The organism is Coleofasciculus sp. (assembly GCF_046539235.1).
GTDB lineage: Bacteria > Cyanobacteriota > Cyanobacteriia > Cyanobacteriales > Coleofasciculaceae > Coleofasciculus.
On sequence record NZ_JBKHHI010000120.1, the window covers coordinates 1 to 16,355 of the forward strand.

The following is a 16,355-nucleotide window of genomic DNA, read 5'->3' on the forward strand; positions in this document are numbered from 1 at the left end:
ACAAATTATCCCTAAACCCGCCCAGACAATTGGCTCTTCGACTACGCTCATTTTTCCTTTAGATATTAAAATGTAACCTCCCATCACTTTGACTCACAGGTTAGTACTTCATTAACAGGGGCAAATCCTTCGGGGTCATCATACCCCACTAACTCAGAATAGTAATTCTTGTTTTGCAGAAGAATAACCCGCGCTGTGTCCAAGGGAGTATCATGAAATGTAAGTTCCCGTTTCGTTGTCAGAGTAATATTTTCATCAACAGTTGAGGGAAACTGTTCATAAGTGACAATCGTACTTCCTTCGTCTTCTGTAATGGTAATATATGCTCTCATTCCCAAAGGATTGGGTTTACCCGACTCAGGATTATATTGGCAGACTCTACCACCGCTAGAAGCCGCACAACTCAGCGGGAAAATGATGAAAGCTAAAGCAATAATCAACTTTGACGAATTAATTTTCATAAGACCTTACCTGAGCAACAATATTTTCATAGGATCGGGATATTTTTATCCTATTGAGTATTCATTGAACTGTTTTTTCCCTCCAGCCAACCTCTCACTTTATAATTCATCCTCTTCTATTTCCTTCATTTCTTGTAAAGACTGCCAACCTGGTTTCCACAAAGAACGGTCTTTAAGTTGTTTAGCATTCAGCCAAAAGCGAACCGTAGGATCACAGGATGCCACCATTTCGGCAAAAACCCATTGACCCTGATTTTTGCGGTTAACTACTTTAAAATGTCGCCAACCCCAGGTTTGTTGCGTCGCTGTCCATTTAGAACCAACCAGATAAGGGAATTTTTCTTTTGCCATTAATAATTGGGAAAATATTGACCCTTCACGACTTTCGGCGGCGGTGTGTAGGGGCGGGTTTCACTATTATCATTTCTTACTTAACCCAAAGGTAACTAAACCCGCCCCGATCAAGTGTTGAATTAATTCCCCCATCTCCCTCATCTCCCTCATCTCCCTCATCTCCCCCATCTTCCCCATTCCTCATCCCTTAGGCTGAGATAACAAGCGTGCAGCCACAATTCCACCAATAAAACCAAATAAATGTCCTTCCCAGGATACACCAGGAACCGTTGGTAAAACACCCCAAATTGCGCCTCCATAGAGAAATCCCACAATAAGGGAAAGCAAAATAGAGGGAATATTGCGTTGAAAATAACCACGCAATAGTAGAAAACCCAGATAGCCAAAAACTAGACCGCTAGCGCCAATGTGAACACCGGAAGAACCAATCAGCCATACCCCTAAACCACTGACAACCATGGTGATGGCAGTGACAATAAAAAAGTCGCTGGTTTTTTGTAACATGACGAACCAGCCGAGGGTGAGAAAGGGAACCGTATTAGCAATTAGGTGAGGTAAACCACCATGGAGAAATGGGGCAAATAGGATACCCCTTAACCCAATAATTGTCCGGGGTAAAATACCATAGCTGTCGAGTGCGCCTTGGAAGATAATTAAATCAATCAGTTCCAAACCCCACATCGCCGCGACGAGTCCGCCTAAAATGGTAGCCTGGGTTTTGACTTCACGGGCAAGGGCTTGGGTTTCCTGACGGACAAGTTTTCGGGTTTCCCGGTTACTCATGGCTTGACCTTCTGGGATAGATTGTTGAGTATTAATGGTTCTAGGTTGACACTCCCTTGCTTGAAAGACAAGGGATTCTAGCGGTTGTCTAATCGGGGGATAAATCCACCCGATTAGACAGTTCACACTATTAAGGGACTGTCATAGACCCCACCCTCTGTATCAGCCATAGCCATTGCAGCTACAGCCTCCTGAAGATACACAGGGCATGAAAAACCAAGCCATTGCCCAATATTTTGAGAGGCATTCCAATCAGCATTGCACCGATATCCATCAAAACCTCTGAACCAGTCACCATTTCGTTTGCCGATCACACCATTACGATGGTCTGACTTACTGGTATAAGGAGCCGGAACCGATTCAACAGGCACACCTGCACGAATGGCTTTGTATCGAGTGAACAATTCGAGCTGATAGAATGCCCAGCTATCACGATTGTGTGCCGCGTCTGATTTAGTCTTTTTGCGCTGTTTCATGGTTGACCTACAGCCGCCCAAGTCCTCAAACCGCAACCCCATCTCAAAATCCTTGGCAAGCTGTACCAACTCTTTTGAAATAACGTGATTGATATGGGTCATGATTCGTCTTTCACGTTGCTCTAATCGCTTTACTTCCTTGAGCTGTTTGGCTTGCTGCAACTGTTTCCGAGTTTGTTGAAACTGGCGTCTCAATCCTTTGACTCGTCCACCTTTCCAGAATTTGCCAAAGCTCTTGGGGAGGGCGGCGACAGCAATATTATTTTGACCTCTATCAACTCCGATCCAACCTTTCACGCCTGCTGCATCCGGAACGTCCATAGACACAGAGATGAGTGCATACCAGATGCCTTTTTTGGACTGACAAAGCTTAAGTGAACCTAGCTTAGCTTCACCCTTAACAAGTTTGTCTAAAACATCGTTATGCGAGGCGGAATGAACCTGAAGAGGTATTCTGCCTTTCCTGCCTCGATAGAGGCTAAAAGACACGGTGTACAAATCTCCCGACTTTAGCACTCTATAACCTTGGTTGTTCACCTCAATCCACATAGTCTGGAAATGCTTCACCTTGGTTTTTGCGCTGCAATTGCGGATAGTCTGATTAATCCACATTGAGCCAATTTCGATGTGTCTGAAGTCGGCACTCGTCAACTTCTTACGTTCATTTTTATCGACTCGCAGCAAGTCATTAGCCACTTGAGTATTAATCGCTGTTAAGCGCTCAAACTCTAGTGCCTTAACCTGATTGAGTCGATAAAAAGGTAGTTTTAGTGTCAACGTTAAATTTGCCATATAAGAATTTTATCATATCCTACAGAGGTTGTAGGATACGGGAGGATAAATCCTCAGAGTCGCTTTCTTCCCGACGCAAAAGTTGGGTAGCTCTCAGCTTCTAAGAAGTTTTGGTAGCAAGTTCCTGTGACATCCTCCGACAGCAATTTTTTGGAAGGGCGGGTTTTGGATGACATGGTATTAATTCCCCCCTTAATTGAATCCCTAAACCCGCCCCTACAGTTTAATTTCCTGATAAATTATGGGTTAAAAATTGTCGATCGCGACGGGTTCAATGGGTTCGGCTAACTCAAACCCGAATATCCGTGAATAAAAGTATAACTCGGCTTCCAAGGTGCGCTTGATGTTTTCCGCCCGTCGGAATCCATGCTGTTCTTCGGGGTAGGTGATGTATGCTACGGGTAATCCCTTTGCTTTTAACGCCTCTACCATTGTCTCAGCTTGATTGGGGGGAACCACTTTATCCTCTAACCCTTGGAAGAAAATCACCGGACAGGACAATTTTTCGGTAAAATGAATGGGCGATCGCGCTTTGTACAAGTCTTGGCGTTCTGGATAGGGACCAATTAATCCATCTAGGTAACGGGATTCAAATTTATGGGTGTCGGTGGCTAGGGTTTCCAAGTCACTGACGCCGTAATAACTCGCCCCGGCTTTAAACACATCCCGGAAGGTAAGGGCGGCTAATGTAGTATACCCCCCAGCGCTACCGCCTGCGATCGCTAACCGTTCTCCATCGACGAATCCTTGTTCAGCTAGGTATTTTGCACCATTGGCGCAGTCATCGACATCGACTATTCCCCACTGATTCTGGAGGCGTTGGCGATACTCGCGTCCATACCCTGTACTTCCGCCATAGTTAACATCTAAGAAGGCAAAGCCGCGACTTGTCCAATATTGAATCTTGAGATTAAAGGTACTGGATGTGGATGCAGTCGGTCCACCGTGACTTTTGACAATCAGAGGCGGTTTCTCGGTTTCGGGCGCTTGATAGTCTTTATTTTGCGGGGGATAGAAGAAGCCGTAAGCGGTTTGACCGTTTTCGGTGGGAAATGCGATCGCCTCGGGTATGGAGAGGTATCCTTTATCTATCTCTAATGTTGTCGATTGACGCAGAACTTCTATCTGTTGGCTAGCTAAATCCATTTGTACCACCGCAGTGGGTTCGGTTGCAGAACCGCCAATAAAGACAACGCGATTTTCTGTCACTTGCACCGATGAAATACTGGTATAAGGGGTTTCAATCGGGTTTAACTGTTTCGTCTGTAGATCGATACTCCCCAAGCGCCATCGACCTTGGACAGTATAAGCACAGATTAGGCGATCGCGGGATGAAATGCCATAAGTAGACATGCCAAACACCCACTGGGGAAGACCAAACTCAGCCTCCATTTCACACAGAGGTTCTACTGCTTGCTGATTCCAGCGATAAAGATTCCACCACCCTGTCCGATCACAAACAAAGTATAATACACCATCTGGTGACCATTCGGGTTGAAAGATTGACTCCTCCACTCCACCTGCAATACATTTAGCTTCACCCAATAATCCATCGTCTTGAATCGACGCCACCCACAGTTGTGTCCCATCCCATGGCATATTAGGATGATTCCAACTCAACCAGGCTAACTGAGAACCATCCGGACTTAATCGGGGTGAGGCGTAGAAGTCATGTCCCGCCGCAATAATTTGGATAGAGTCACTATTGTTTAAAGGAATACTGACTAAGGTGTTAACGGGTTCTGCACCTTCACTGCTGTGATCTTCGCGCACACAAATCAGCCGTTGTCGCTGAGAATCAATTACCAGATCAGCATAGCGGAGAGTTCTCCCTGACTCTGGGGTGATGGGTTGAGGTTCTGTATCACCCGTCTGCTGGTAAAGGCGCTGATCCTGATAATTGGCAAAATAAATAATCCCATCCTTAACCGTATAAGCACCCCCTCCATATTCATGAACGCGAGTACGCACATTAAGAGGAGAGGGGGTAATATCTGCGATCGCGCCATTCGCCTGACGTCGTACAATCACATTACGTCCCGCTTCCATGGGTCGTGCTTCTATCCAGTAGGTATTCGTACCATCAAGGGCGATACTTCCCAAACCAATCGTACCCGCCACAATGAGTTCGGCGGCGATGGGAGAGTTCCAGGAACCGTAGGGAGTAATTTGTGGTTGAGTCATTGTTAATTGTCTCTGGGTTTTGCCAACCTTTATAAACTAATATCTAGTTTTAATATAGATGTTTACATTTGGAATCAAACTGAAATCTCTTTTTTAAAATCCCTTCGTATTTATCCATCAATAGTTTGGCACAATAACCAACAGGCTTTCCTCCGTACAATAGGCTTATTCCAATACATGATAGCTTGCCATGCTTTACGTAGTTTTACGGAATCAGCGTCCTGTTTGTCAAGCCCAGGCAAAAAGGTGGTTACAGCACTATCAAGATACATTAGCCCCACATCCCCCGTCCTCGCCCTCTTCTAAATTTAAGTAAAAAAAGTTACGATACAATACACGAATCATTATAAAGCTTTGATGAAGTCAAGAACTTTTTCTATAAAGATTCAGTAAAGATAAGTGAAAATACTTCCCAGGCAAATAAATTGGGTATAAACTAAATAACTAGATAAATGGTTAGTATTTTAGCCAGTCATAGAAACAAGGCGACTCTCTCTGAAAGGTTTTAACCTTCTCTTTTCAATAGCCTGAACCCTTGATTTAACTTTCCCGGTTCAGAATCTATATCTTAGCCGCCAGTTCTAAAGATATTTTTATTAACATCTACTGGCTCATACTAACTCACTTTGTGTACTTTCGTCAACTTGATGACATAAGGAGAAGTTCAGTATGAACCGTCTAAGTTTAATCGCGATCGCCTGTGCAGCTAGCACAACTGCCTTAGGATTGTTGACCAGTCCGGCTCAAGCCGCATCATTAGGAGAATTAATCGAAAGTAATGGTACTTTCACAGATGAGCATCTGACGTTTAGCAATTTCAACATGCAAGTTGCTTGTCTGGATTTCAATAACTCTAATGCGACGTGTGACGATTTATTTGCCGCAGGTCATATTCGTCCAACCAGTGCTTTCCAAATTGGAGTCGGTCCAGCAACCACTCCTCACGGTCCAGGAATACGGTTTAATGACTTTTTCAGAGCTGAGGATGGCTACGGAATTGATATAGCTCTCAGCTATGATGTAAAATCCACGAAACCCATCGATAAGTTTCACCTAAGTTTTGATTCCGTTTTAGATTCTGGACAAGTCGAAATCATTGAGACGGCGTCAGATATGAACGGTAATCCCATTGGACAACTCTTTGCCGATAATATCACAGAGAAGCAAGATCCGAATAATAAGGTTCCTGACCTAGCCACATCGGGTTCCTTCAGTAAATCTGTCTATGAGTTTCAGATACTCAAGGATATTAATCTGACCAGTGAAATTGGTACGGGTTTATCCAATATGACGACAGTTGACCAGGAATATTCTTCTGTCCCCGAACCTCTAACAATCCTGGGTTCAGCGGCTGCTTTAGGGTTTGGCGTCGCCTTTAAGAAAGAGCAGTCGAGGAAGAAAAGCCAGAAGTAAAAAGTGACCTCAACCCTGTACGGTCAAGGAGCATAATCCCACTTGATTTAGGCGAAGTCGGTGTAGGTAAAATTTGGTGAGATAGCAATTAGCTATTAGCCCAATCCTTGCCCTGATCGCCAAAAATGAAACCGTTCAGTTCCGAAAATTTTACCGCCCTTAACCCGCCATGGGTCGGGCGGCTTTTTTTATAATTTTATATAAAGATTTACTAAAAGTAAGTATAAACACTTTCTAAACCAAGCAATCAGGTAGTGGGTCATCTGCGTCCAATCAATCCCTTCACCTAGATTTTGATGCTGTTTTAGATTCGGGACAAGTCGAAATCATTGAGACGGTGTCAGATATGAATGGTAATCCCATTGGACAACTTTTCGCGGATAATATCACAAGGAATAATGTTCCTGACCTAGGAGACTCGGATGTCTTCGATACACCCGTCACTCAGTTTCAGGTTCTCAAGGATATTAATCTGACCAGTTTACCGGGTACGGGTATACCCACGATGACAACCATTGAGCAGGGACATGCTGTCCCTGAACCCCTGACCATCCTGGGTTCAGTCGCGGCTTTAGGGTTTGGCGTCGCCTTGAAAAAAGAGCATTCGCGGAAGCATAAAACTTAAGCTTTGCCCCGATAGGCAAAGAATCTAACAATTTACTCATTGGACTTTTACCGCCCTTAATCTCTCAGTTGCTGGGGCGGTTTTTTGTGGAATGGGCAATTTTAGATTAACCAATTAATTGTAAATTATCAAAACCGAGACAGAATTACGCTAGTCTTGTAGGTCGTGAAAAGCACTCAAGTCAACACAAAACTTCATAAAGCCTTGATTAAGCAAAAACTTTTTTAGATAAAGATTCAGTCAAGATAAGCATAAATACTTTCCAGTTAAATAAATAGGATATAAACTTAGAAAGTAGATAAACGGTTAGTAGTTAAGCCAGTCTAAACAAAAAGGCGGCTTCGTTGGGAAGGAATTAACCTTCTGATTTTGAATAGATTGAACGCTTTGAGTAAGCTTTTCTCAGGTTCAGAATCTATTCTTATCTTTAGCCGCCAGCTTTCAAATATTGTTTCTTATTTATACTGGCTCATACTAACTTACTTTGTGGACTTTCGTCAACTTCGTGATATTAAGGAGAAGTTCAGTATGAACCGTCTAAGTGCAATCGCCATCGCCTGTGCCGCCAGCGCTACCGCAGTTTTGGGATTGGTAACCCATCCAGCGCAAGCCGTATCATTAGGAGAATTAATCCGAGATAACGGCACTGTCCAAGATGAGTATATGACCTTTAGCAATTTCACCTTTGCGTATACTTGTCAGGATTACAGTGACCCTAATGCGACTTGTGACAAGCTATTTACCGATGGTCATGTGCGTCCTATTAGTCCCTTCCAAATTGGGGTAGGACCAGGAACCTCATCTCATAGTCCAGGATTACAGATTAATGACTTTTTCCGAGCGGAAGATGGCTACAGAATTGATTTAGACATCAGCTATGATGTAGAGTCCACAAGACCCATTCAGAAGTCTTACCTAAGTTTTGATGCTGTGGTCGATTCTGGACGAGTTGAAGTGACTGATACGGTGTCAGATAGAAATGGTAATGAAGTTGGACGCCTCTTTGCCGATAATATTAGAGACAATAATGTTCCTTTCCTCGCCGACTCGGTGGTCTTTGATAGGTCTGTCACTCAGTTTCAGGTACTCAAGCAGATTAGTATGAACAGTGAACCGGGTACAGGTTTATCGAATATGACCACGATTGACCAAGAATATGCCCCGGTTCCCGAACCCCTGACCATCCTGGGTTCAGCGGCTGCTTTAGGATTTGGCGTCGCCTTCAAGAAAGAACATTCGCGGAAAAAGAACAACCAAAAGTAAACAGCCGCGTTAACCATGTATCGTCCTGACTTTTTATGGTATATGGCGCAACGTTAGTTGTAGAGACGTTGCATGCAACGTCTCTACTCTGATCGCGTCCTCAGCAGGACTTGTTAGAAATGAACGCGATCGCCGGACTATTTTCTCCGTATATTTACGGAATTGCCACGGATTCTGATCAAGGATAGTAATCCTAAGGCGTCACCCAGTCCGGATAAGGATTTGAGCTAGCAAGCATTCTTGATCTGCCATAGCGTGAAGGCAGATGAACTTTCACCGTCGTTAACCACCCAGTTGGTAGGGCGGATTTTTCTTTGCTGTCCATGTGTTGGCAACATCTGTAGGGGCGACCCGCTGTATTAAAATAGGAGAACCAACCGATCAATTTGATCGGGTCGCCCTCCGCGTGATATCGGCAATTCAAGACCAATAATATTGGGATTACCCCTGAAAAAATTCACACAAGCAACCCATTCATCTTAGCGGGTAACCCGGCATCAGGTATCAGAAATTATTTAACACCATCTGCATGTAGACTGGGGCGAGTCGAGACAGGTTAATTGTCACACCTCAATATTGGTTCAGCGACTCGCCCCTACAATCCCTACAACCCCTACAATCCCCACAACCGCGAACCCGATAATCCCTACAACCCCAAACCCGATAATTCCCACAACCGCGATCGCGTCTTGGATCGGGTTATGGTTGAAAAGGTGGATTTCGCCAAATCCTCCTAGCCCGATAGCCAATCGCCAGAAATGGATATTAATCAGTTACTCCTCTGGATTGTCTGCACCTCCTGCATTCTGAACATTATCGTCGGAATCCGTCGTGCTAGTGTTTCGGATTCAGCCTTGTATATCCGTAGCTGGATGATTGTTTCCGGCTTGGTGTTAGCCATCACTGCTGTTTTGTATGTCCTCACTCCAGAGAATGCAGGCTGGATTGGTGGGGGATTGTGGGGCTTGTTGATTTTAATGCCGATTCTGGGATTTAGACTCATGAATCAACTGGCATATCAGGAACGCTTTGGTGCAGCTAGCCGACTGGGTAAACTCCTCTGTTGGCTACACCCCGCCCAAAATTGGCGTCAATTTGCTGAATTGTTGGACACCCTGGAACAATTGAAGCAGGGTTCAACGGTTGAAGCCACGGCGATTATTAACCGCTACAAAAACACCAATCGCCCTCTGGTGCGACACACCATCGCCACCCTCTATAAAATGGAGGCGCGTTGGCAAGAGTTGCGGGAGTGGATTGAAACCAACGTATCACAGACCGCCCTAGAACATGATCCCAGTCTGATTCTGTACTACCTGAGAGCGTTGGCAGAGATGGGGGACTTAAATCGTTTGCTCACCCAACTCGATCAGTTTGAACGTATCTTAGAACGAAGCGATCGCGGCATCAATCAAAGTCAAGCTTATTTATTTGCCTTTGCCTTTTGCGGTCAAAAAGTCCAGGTAGCCCAATTGCTCACTGGACCCTTAGCATTTTATCCCAATTACATTCGCCGATTTTGGCTGGCTACGACGGATTGGGCGGCGGGAGAGGTAGAGGAAGCACGTCAGCAACTCTTGGCTATTTCTAACCGCCATACTGGACTCTATCGCCATGCGATTCAAGCTCGTTTATCCCAGTCACCTGTCAACCCTGATGCTGTTTTGACTCAACATTCTCAGCAGATTCTAGCACGACTTACACTCAATCTCCAACATCAGATGCGATACGGTTCCAGAGAACGATTCCTGGGTTCTAGAGCCTATACGACTTGGGCAATTATTGGATTAAACCTGATTGTATTTGGATGGGAAATTCACTTTGGCGGAAGTGAAAATCCGCAAGTTTTATACAAACTCGGCGCCTTAGTACCAGAGGAAGTTCTTGACGGTGCTTGGTGGCGGTTATTAACCTCAACGTTTTTGCACTTTGGATTTCTGCATCTATTAATGAATATGCTGGGTCTTTATATCCTTGGACCCTTTGTCGAATATGCGCTCTCCGGGTGGCGATATTTGCTGCTTTACCTCAGTTGTGGTGTTGGTTCGATGTTGGTGGTATCTCTAGCCACTCATTTCGGATACTCTGAGGCGCAATTTGTGGTTGGGGCATCCGGTTCCGTGATGGGGATTGTGGGCGCAACGGCGGCTATTTTACTTCAAGGATGGCGGCGTGAAAAATCGCGTTTAGCGTCTCGTCGCTTACGGTTTATTTTATTTATTATTGCCTTTCAAGTCGTCTTTGACTTATCAATTCCTCAAGTCAGTGTCACGGGTCACACGTCAGGCTTAATCATCGGTTTTTTGGTAGGGCTTCTGCTGTACCATAAGTAATACTAAATCCGGGTTAATTACCCCCGTTTGGGTAGGGACAAGGCAGAGGGCAGAAAGGGTAGAAGGAAAAGTACCCAAGTTAAGAAGAGAGTGACTTCATCAGATTTGGTGTAAATGGAAATGACGGCGATTGCCTAGTAAGCGCTTAGCACTCTGGGCAATTGCTTTTTTGTTTGCCAAAGATGATTATATACTATAGAGGCGTTACGCCCTGCAATCCTTGGGCAAGGTAAACATGGATACTGTGTGCAGGATAAAGGAAACGTTTGGTTGTTCTTGGGAAGAATTGCTGGAAGTACAAGGGGATAGTTCGTTCGATGACTAAGTAGTCAGGAGTCACACGGAATTTGATGAAATTGCTGATCAGCAACGATGACGGAATTTTTGCCTTGGGTATTCGCACCTTGGCTGATACACTGGCACAAGCGGGTCATGATGTTACCGTCGTTTGTCCAGATCGAGAGCGATCGGCAACGGGTCATGGTTTAACCCTCCATGATCCCATTCGCGCCGAAGCGATTGATACGATTTTTCACCCGGCGGTTAAAGCTTGGTCTTGTTCCGGAACTCCCTCAGATTGTGTAAAGTTAGCATTGGGAGCATTAATTGATGATCCCCCCGATTTTGTCCTATCTGGGATTAACCACGGTTCTAACTTGGGAACCGATATCCTTTACTCTGGCACGGTTTCCGCCGCCATGGAAGGGGTGTTAGAAGGAATTCCCAGCATTGCCTTCAGTCTGACTAGCTACACGTCAAAGGAGTTTCATGTTGCAGCCACATTTGCCAAAAGCCTGATTGAGCGACTCTCTGTGCAGCCCCTAGCCAAAGTCATGTTACTTAATGTTAATATCCCGCCTGTGAGTCAGGCGGAAATTGCTGGGGTTAAGGTTACCCGCCAAGGAATTCGTCGTTATTTCGACACCTTTGAGAAACGAGTTGATCCACGGGGTAAAACCTATTATTGGCTAGCGGGTGAAGTGATTGAGGATATAGAACAACCTCCCCATTCCCATCTTCCCCCCGATTTAGCTACCGATGTTCAAGCCGTTAAGGAAAACTATATTGCCATTACCCCCCTGCAATACAACCTGACGGATATTGCTGGCGTCTCTAGTTTGCAGAGTATAGAGTTTTATAGCAACCGCCATAGCGGTTAGGACACATCATTTATGTTCCAGACGTTGCATGGAACGTCTCTACAATGGTGCCGAAAGTCCTAATCGATGTGTCTACTGCTATAATTGACATCCTCACCGCCCTACAAGGACGGTGATTCCCTACCGTACTATGGCTCCCCCTGCTTCCCCTGCTCCCAGACGTAGCATGCTACGTCTCTACATTGCTTCCCCTGCTCCCTACCCCCACCACAATTTATTCAGCAAGCCCTAATTTATTGGGGCGTTTTCTGCAACTCCGGTCGCTCTTCCGGAACGATCGCGCCTTCTACAGGACATACCTGTAAGCATATACCACAATCGATACAGGTATCGAAATCAATCCAATACCAGTCTGTCCCCTTGACATTTTTGCCGGGACCAGGGTGAATGCAAGCAACTGGACAAGCTTCGACGCAATCTGCAACCCCTTCACAGGTTTCCGTAACAATAGTGTGAGACACGCTATTCCCTCTCGTAGTTACATGACATGGCAAACGTCATTTTGGAACGGGTAATTCCCCATACCTTTTATGTTAATGCATGAGATAGCCGATTAACTTTCACCAAAATCTATGTCTTTAGCAGGAATGAGACTGAGCTAGCTACGACCCTGAGACTAAAACAACGTGCTCCAGTCTAGGTAACCTATTGAGACGTAACATGAGATAGCAAGTTAAGTGCTACTTCGCATTTTCTCAATTCCACCTATGACCTCGGCAATCACATCAGCTAGAACCCAATAGTTGATCTTCCTGCCCCTGTTGAAACCGAAGCTAACGAACTAGACTCAGAGCTTGTTGAAAGTAACTAAAGCAGAACTTGTAAAAGACCAAACACAACAGCAAAGATAAGAGTAGTGACGATCGTATTGATCATCAGTTCTTTTTGGGTTGAGTATTGTCGTCGGTTGAAAAAATACCATAGTGTCCCAAACACGAATACTCCCACCAGAGTGCTGATCAATTCACCGATTGACATAATCTTCCCGTCTCCCAAAAGTATTGACTATTCAAATGTGCCGATACCTCGGCAAAACTAATGACCTCAAAATGAATGAGCATAATGCAGCATTTTGAGGACACCTATTAACTTTACTTTCAACCTGGTGAATATAATACCTGATCTTCGAGTTAATAAAGACCTGGGTGGCGGCTTGGCACGGCAAAGTTGGGCTGAAGCATAAGCGTGATTTATCAACCTAAACATAGAAGAGGTAACTCATCACTTTAACTTCTGATACTATCGGCACAGGAGAAGAAGAGGAAGGGGTCGAAAAATTGGTATGCGATCGCATCCTGAAAAATTGGCGAACCAAGCTAAATGAGCCAGAACATCTATGGGTCATCTGCGATCGCATCTTGCCAGATGAGCAACGGGCAGGGCGTCTTTAGGGATGTAAATTCTGGATAGGGAGGCGGAGGCGTCGGGGAGCCTCCCGACAAAGGGAGATCAGGGAGCTGGTAGAGAGTAGAGATATAGTGATGATCATCCCGTTATTGGGTGGGATATGGAGCAGATGCTCCCTCTGGCTTGAGTGGTTGGCGTATACCTGTAACTGAGTTGAGAATTATTTAAGGGCGAATCCTCAACTCAGCCAGCAAGAATCTCTCTGGATATAGAGTGAGGACACAAGGATGAGACAATAGAGGCAATAGGTAAGAGGAAATGACAAAGGACAAAGCATAAATGACAAATAACAACTCAGGCAGATAAATTTGTCTAAAATTGAGATTGGTCTAAATTAACGGAAAACGGAAGCGTTTTTCAATTTTCACCGATATCGCTGCGCTTATTTGTTTTACCCAGACTGCATTCCTCAACCAGACGTGCATGAGAGTGCGTCTGACAGCCAGAGCAAAAAGTAGCTGTTCAACAGCGAATACTATGACACTGTCTAATGCCGGTAGCGTTCTTGCTACATTGACCCAGTTAACCCAACTCAATCGTACTAGCGTCCTAACTCATCGAGTTAAAGACCTATCCCTTCCCGAATTTATCTGCCTACTCGACTTCATCACCGCCGAATTTCAGCAATTTCTGCGGGCGCTGGAAATGATTAACCATGAAGCGCTGGAAACTATGCTGGAGCAGGTGATGGAGGCGTTTACCCTAAAAATTGGTCAACTCCTACAAGCTGAGCGTACTACTATCTTCCTGGTTGATGGTGACAAAGACCAGCTTTGGGCAAAAATTCCCTCTGGTGAGGACAAGGCGGCTAAGGAGGTTCGCATTCCTCTAAATGTGGGTTTAGCGGGTCATGTGGCGACGACGGGCGAATCACTCAATATCACCGAAGCCTATAACCATCCCCTGTTTAATCCTGAAGTTGACGAATCTCCGGGCTATCATACCAATTCACTCTTGTGTATGCCTATTGTCAGCAGCAATAAAAAGATTGTCGCTGTCGTCCAGCTATTGAATAAAGCTGGGGGTGTACCATTTGACGAAGAAGATGAACAGCGCTTCCGTGACTTTGCCGCCTCGATTGGCATTATCCTAGAAACCTGCCAATCATTCTACATGGCAGCCCGTAACCAACGCGGTGCCGCCGCCCTCCTGAAGGCAACCCAGTACCTGGGTCAAAGTTTAGACCTAGAAGCCACACTACGTCTAGTCATGGATCAAGCGCGGGAGTTAATGCAAGCAGACCGCTCCACGTTATTTATGCTAAGTAAAGATGATGGGGAACTGTGGAGTAAGGTCGCGACGGCTGATGGCAAAGAGATTGTAGAAATCCGGATCTCAGCCAATCGGGGAATTGCCGGTTATGTGGCGTCTACGGGTCAACCTTTGAATATTGCCGATGCTTATAAAGATCCTCGCTTTGATCCAACGACGGACAAAAAAACAGGCTATGTCACCCGTAATATTCTCTGTATGCCTGTCTTTAACTCGGGTGGCGAATTAATTGGTGTGACTCAATTGATTAATAAAAATCAAGGCAGCTTCACCACCTCCGATGAAGAGTTTATGCGGGCTTTTAATATTCAAGCGGGAATTGCCCTAGAGAATGCCAAACTTTTTGAAAATGTTCTGATCGAAAAGCAATATCAAAAAGATATCCTGCAAAGCCTTTCTGATGCGGTTATTTCTACCGATATGCAGGGACGAATTGTGACAATTAATGATGCGGCGCTAGGATTACTGGGATGTCCCTTACAACAACTTGATAATCGAAACCGTCACTTGTGGGAGGAAAAACTCACCAATCGCTATGTCTGGGATGTTGTACCAATTGAACATCTCCAATTTCGGTTACAAGACAGCCTAACTACGGGGGCGAAGCATTACCTTCCCGAACAAAATTTAATGGTCGGTCTGTTTCAATGTCCCCTGGAAGAGATAGAAATACCGAATATTCCCCCCTATTGCCAATCCCATGATGATACTCATCTTTATCTCTTAGCTATTCCCAAAAGCGATGACCCAAAAACTTATAGTTTGTGGAATGAAGACTATGATAATTCTGGGTCTTTAGGTTACCTGTCTAAACAGCAAGTCCAACCTATTGAACGGAGTATTAATTTAACAGTTAATCCGCTAACCAATCCCCAAGGAATGGTGCGAGGTGGTCTGGTTGTATTAGAAGATATTAGTCGAGAAAAGCGGCTGAAAACAACCATGTATCGCTACATGACTCCAGAGGTGGCGGATGAAGTCTTAGCCTTAGGTGAAGATGCGCTGATGCAGGGAAGTAAAAAGGATGTAACTATTTTATTTTCAGATATTCGGGGGTATACGACTTTAACCGAAAATTTGGGAGCGTCGGAAGTTGTATCGCTACTGAATAAATACTTTGAAACAATGGTCGAATCGGTATTTGAGCATAAAGGAACCTTAGATAAATTTATTGGTGATGCACTGATGGCAGTTTTTGGCGCTCCCTTGGCGTTAAAAGAAAATCATGGCTGGATGGCGGTTCAATCCGCCTTAGATATGCGTTGGCGTTTAGCCAAGTTTAATGAACCTCGGATGCGAAATCGCCAACCTTTAATTCATATTGGGATTGGAATTAGTTCGGGAGAAGTGGTGTCGGGTAATATTGGTTCCCACAAACGCATGGACTACACGGTTATCGGAGATGGTGTGAACCTCAGCGCCCGCCTGGAAAGTATTACGAAAGAGTATGGTTGCGATATTATCATTAGTGAATATACCTATAACCTCTGTCGCCATAATGTTTGGGTGCGGGAACTGGATAAAATCCGCGTGAAGGGGAAAAACCAAGCGGTCAGCATTTATCATTTGATTCAAGATATCGATACCCCTCTTAATGATAACACCCACAAATTTTTAGATCTGTATGCTAAAGGGCGTCAGGCATACATAAGTCGCGACTTCTCGAAGGCAATTGTTTATTTTGAACAAGCCTATCAATTTGAACCTAATGATAAGCCAGTTTTGATTCATATTGAACGGGCTAAACATTATCAGAATAATCCTCCTCCCGATTATTGGGATGGCGTTCATACGATGACTAGAAAATAGGGGACAGACACAAATTTGGATTC

General features: G+C 44.8%; 13 protein-coding genes. 7 read left to right on the forward strand and 6 right to left on the reverse strand.

Annotated elements, in window-relative coordinates; genetic code table 11:
• Positions 1 to 83: 83 nt before the first annotated feature.
• The 5 genes from ACLFWI_RS13025 to ACLFWI_RS13045 form a co-directional block, all read right to left on the reverse strand.
• Positions 84 to 461, reverse strand: coding sequence for a hypothetical protein (locus tag ACLFWI_RS13025; RefSeq protein WP_446413289.1), 378 nt, complete (start codon positions 459 to 461; stop codon positions 84 to 86).
• A gap of 99 nt (positions 462 to 560) precedes the next feature.
• Positions 561 to 812 carry a TIGR02450 family Trp-rich protein gene (locus ACLFWI_RS13030; RefSeq protein ID WP_446413290.1) on the reverse strand — a complete coding sequence of 84 codons (252 nt, stop codon included), beginning with the start codon at positions 810 to 812 and terminating at the stop codon, positions 561 to 563.
• A gap of 183 nt (positions 813 to 995) precedes the next feature.
• Positions 996 to 1,598, reverse strand: coding sequence for a rhomboid family intramembrane serine protease (locus ACLFWI_RS13035; RefSeq protein ID WP_446413298.1), 603 nt, complete (start codon positions 1,596 to 1,598; stop codon positions 996 to 998).
• Between the two features lie 122 nt (positions 1,599 to 1,720).
• Positions 1,721 to 2,866, reverse strand: a complete 1,146-nt coding sequence (locus ACLFWI_RS13040) for an RNA-guided endonuclease TnpB family protein (protein ID WP_446413291.1) — start codon at positions 2,864 to 2,866, stop codon at positions 1,721 to 1,723.
• Between the two features lie 246 nt (positions 2,867 to 3,112).
• Positions 3,113 to 5,050: a S9 family peptidase gene (locus ACLFWI_RS13045; protein WP_446413292.1), complete on the reverse strand. Its 1,938-nt coding sequence runs from the start codon at positions 5,048 to 5,050 to the stop codon at positions 3,113 to 3,115.
• Positions 5,051 to 5,719: 669 nt separating this feature from the next.
• On the opposite strand from ACLFWI_RS13045, the gene ACLFWI_RS13050 reads away from it, so the two are divergent.
• From ACLFWI_RS13050 to surE, 6 genes are all read left to right on the forward strand, one after another.
• A complete protein-coding gene (locus ACLFWI_RS13050; RefSeq protein ID WP_446413293.1) occupies positions 5,720 to 6,463 on the forward strand; it encodes a PEP-CTERM sorting domain-containing protein in 744 nt (247 codons plus the stop codon).
• A 346-nt stretch (positions 6,464 to 6,809) separates the two neighbouring features.
• The gene (locus ACLFWI_RS13055) at positions 6,810 to 7,088 is read left to right on the forward strand and encodes a PEP-CTERM sorting domain-containing protein (RefSeq protein ID WP_446413299.1); all 279 of its coding nucleotides are present in this window, start codon (positions 6,810 to 6,812) and stop codon (positions 7,086 to 7,088) included.
• Between the two features lie 528 nt (positions 7,089 to 7,616).
• Positions 7,617 to 8,351 (forward strand): PEP-CTERM sorting domain-containing protein, encoded by a 735-nt coding sequence (locus tag ACLFWI_RS13060; RefSeq protein WP_446413294.1) that lies wholly within the window; start codon positions 7,617 to 7,619, stop codon positions 8,349 to 8,351.
• Positions 8,352 to 8,911: 560 nt separating this feature from the next.
• Entirely contained in the window at positions 8,912 to 9,088 is a 177-nt protein-coding gene (locus ACLFWI_RS13065; protein WP_446410790.1) for a hypothetical protein, read from the forward strand.
• A gap of 21 nt (positions 9,089 to 9,109) precedes the next feature.
• The gene (locus ACLFWI_RS13070) at positions 9,110 to 10,684 is read left to right on the forward strand and encodes a rhomboid family intramembrane serine protease (protein WP_446413295.1); all 1,575 of its coding nucleotides are present in this window, start codon (positions 9,110 to 9,112) and stop codon (positions 10,682 to 10,684) included.
• A gap of 350 nt (positions 10,685 to 11,034) precedes the next feature.
• Positions 11,035 to 11,844: a 5'/3'-nucleotidase SurE gene (gene surE, locus ACLFWI_RS13075; RefSeq protein WP_446413296.1), complete on the forward strand. Its 810-nt coding sequence runs from the start codon at positions 11,035 to 11,037 to the stop codon at positions 11,842 to 11,844.
• 233 nt (positions 11,845 to 12,077) lie between these two features.
• Here the strand turns inward: surE and ACLFWI_RS13080 are convergent, their stop codons facing one another.
• A complete protein-coding gene (locus ACLFWI_RS13080) occupies positions 12,078 to 12,305 on the reverse strand; it encodes an indolepyruvate ferredoxin oxidoreductase subunit alpha (RefSeq protein WP_446342090.1) in 228 nt (75 codons plus the stop codon).
• A gap of 1,423 nt (positions 12,306 to 13,728) precedes the next feature.
• Between ACLFWI_RS13080 and ACLFWI_RS13085 the strand changes: the two genes are divergently transcribed.
• Positions 13,729 to 16,332, forward strand: a complete 2,604-nt coding sequence (locus ACLFWI_RS13085; RefSeq protein WP_446413297.1) for a GAF domain-containing protein — start codon at positions 13,729 to 13,731, stop codon at positions 16,330 to 16,332.
• Positions 16,333 to 16,355 lie beyond the last annotated feature (23 nt).

Bases quoted from the DNA above. Each gene is read 5' to 3' on its own strand.
- ACLFWI_RS13045 (WP_446413292.1), bottom strand. From the start codon at position 5,050: ATGACTCAACCACAAATTACTCCCTACGGTTCCTGGAACTCTCCCATC.
- ACLFWI_RS13025 (WP_446413289.1), bottom strand. From the start codon at position 461: ATGAAAATTAATTCGTCAAAGTTGATTATTGCTTTAGCTTTCATCATT.
- ACLFWI_RS13070 (WP_446413295.1), top strand. From the start codon at position 9,110: ATGGATATTAATCAGTTACTCCTCTGGATTGTCTGCACCTCCTGCATT.
- ACLFWI_RS13035 (WP_446413298.1), bottom strand. From the start codon at position 1,598: ATGAGTAACCGGGAAACCCGAAAACTTGTCCGTCAGGAAACCCAAGCC.
- ACLFWI_RS13050 (WP_446413293.1), top strand. From the start codon at position 5,720: ATGAACCGTCTAAGTTTAATCGCGATCGCCTGTGCAGCTAGCACAACT.
- ACLFWI_RS13040 (WP_446413291.1), bottom strand. From the start codon at position 2,866: ATGGCAAATTTAACGTTGACACTAAAACTACCTTTTTATCGACTCAAT.
- ACLFWI_RS13060 (WP_446413294.1), top strand. From the start codon at position 7,617: ATGAACCGTCTAAGTGCAATCGCCATCGCCTGTGCCGCCAGCGCTACC.
- ACLFWI_RS13055 (WP_446413299.1), top strand. From the start codon at position 6,810: ATGAATGGTAATCCCATTGGACAACTTTTCGCGGATAATATCACAAGG.
- ACLFWI_RS13085 (WP_446413297.1), top strand. From the start codon at position 13,729: ATGACACTGTCTAATGCCGGTAGCGTTCTTGCTACATTGACCCAGTTA.
- surE (WP_446413296.1), top strand. From the start codon at position 11,035: ATGAAATTGCTGATCAGCAACGATGACGGAATTTTTGCCTTGGGTATT.
- ACLFWI_RS13030 (WP_446413290.1), bottom strand. From the start codon at position 812: ATGGCAAAAGAAAAATTCCCTTATCTGGTTGGTTCTAAATGGACAGCG.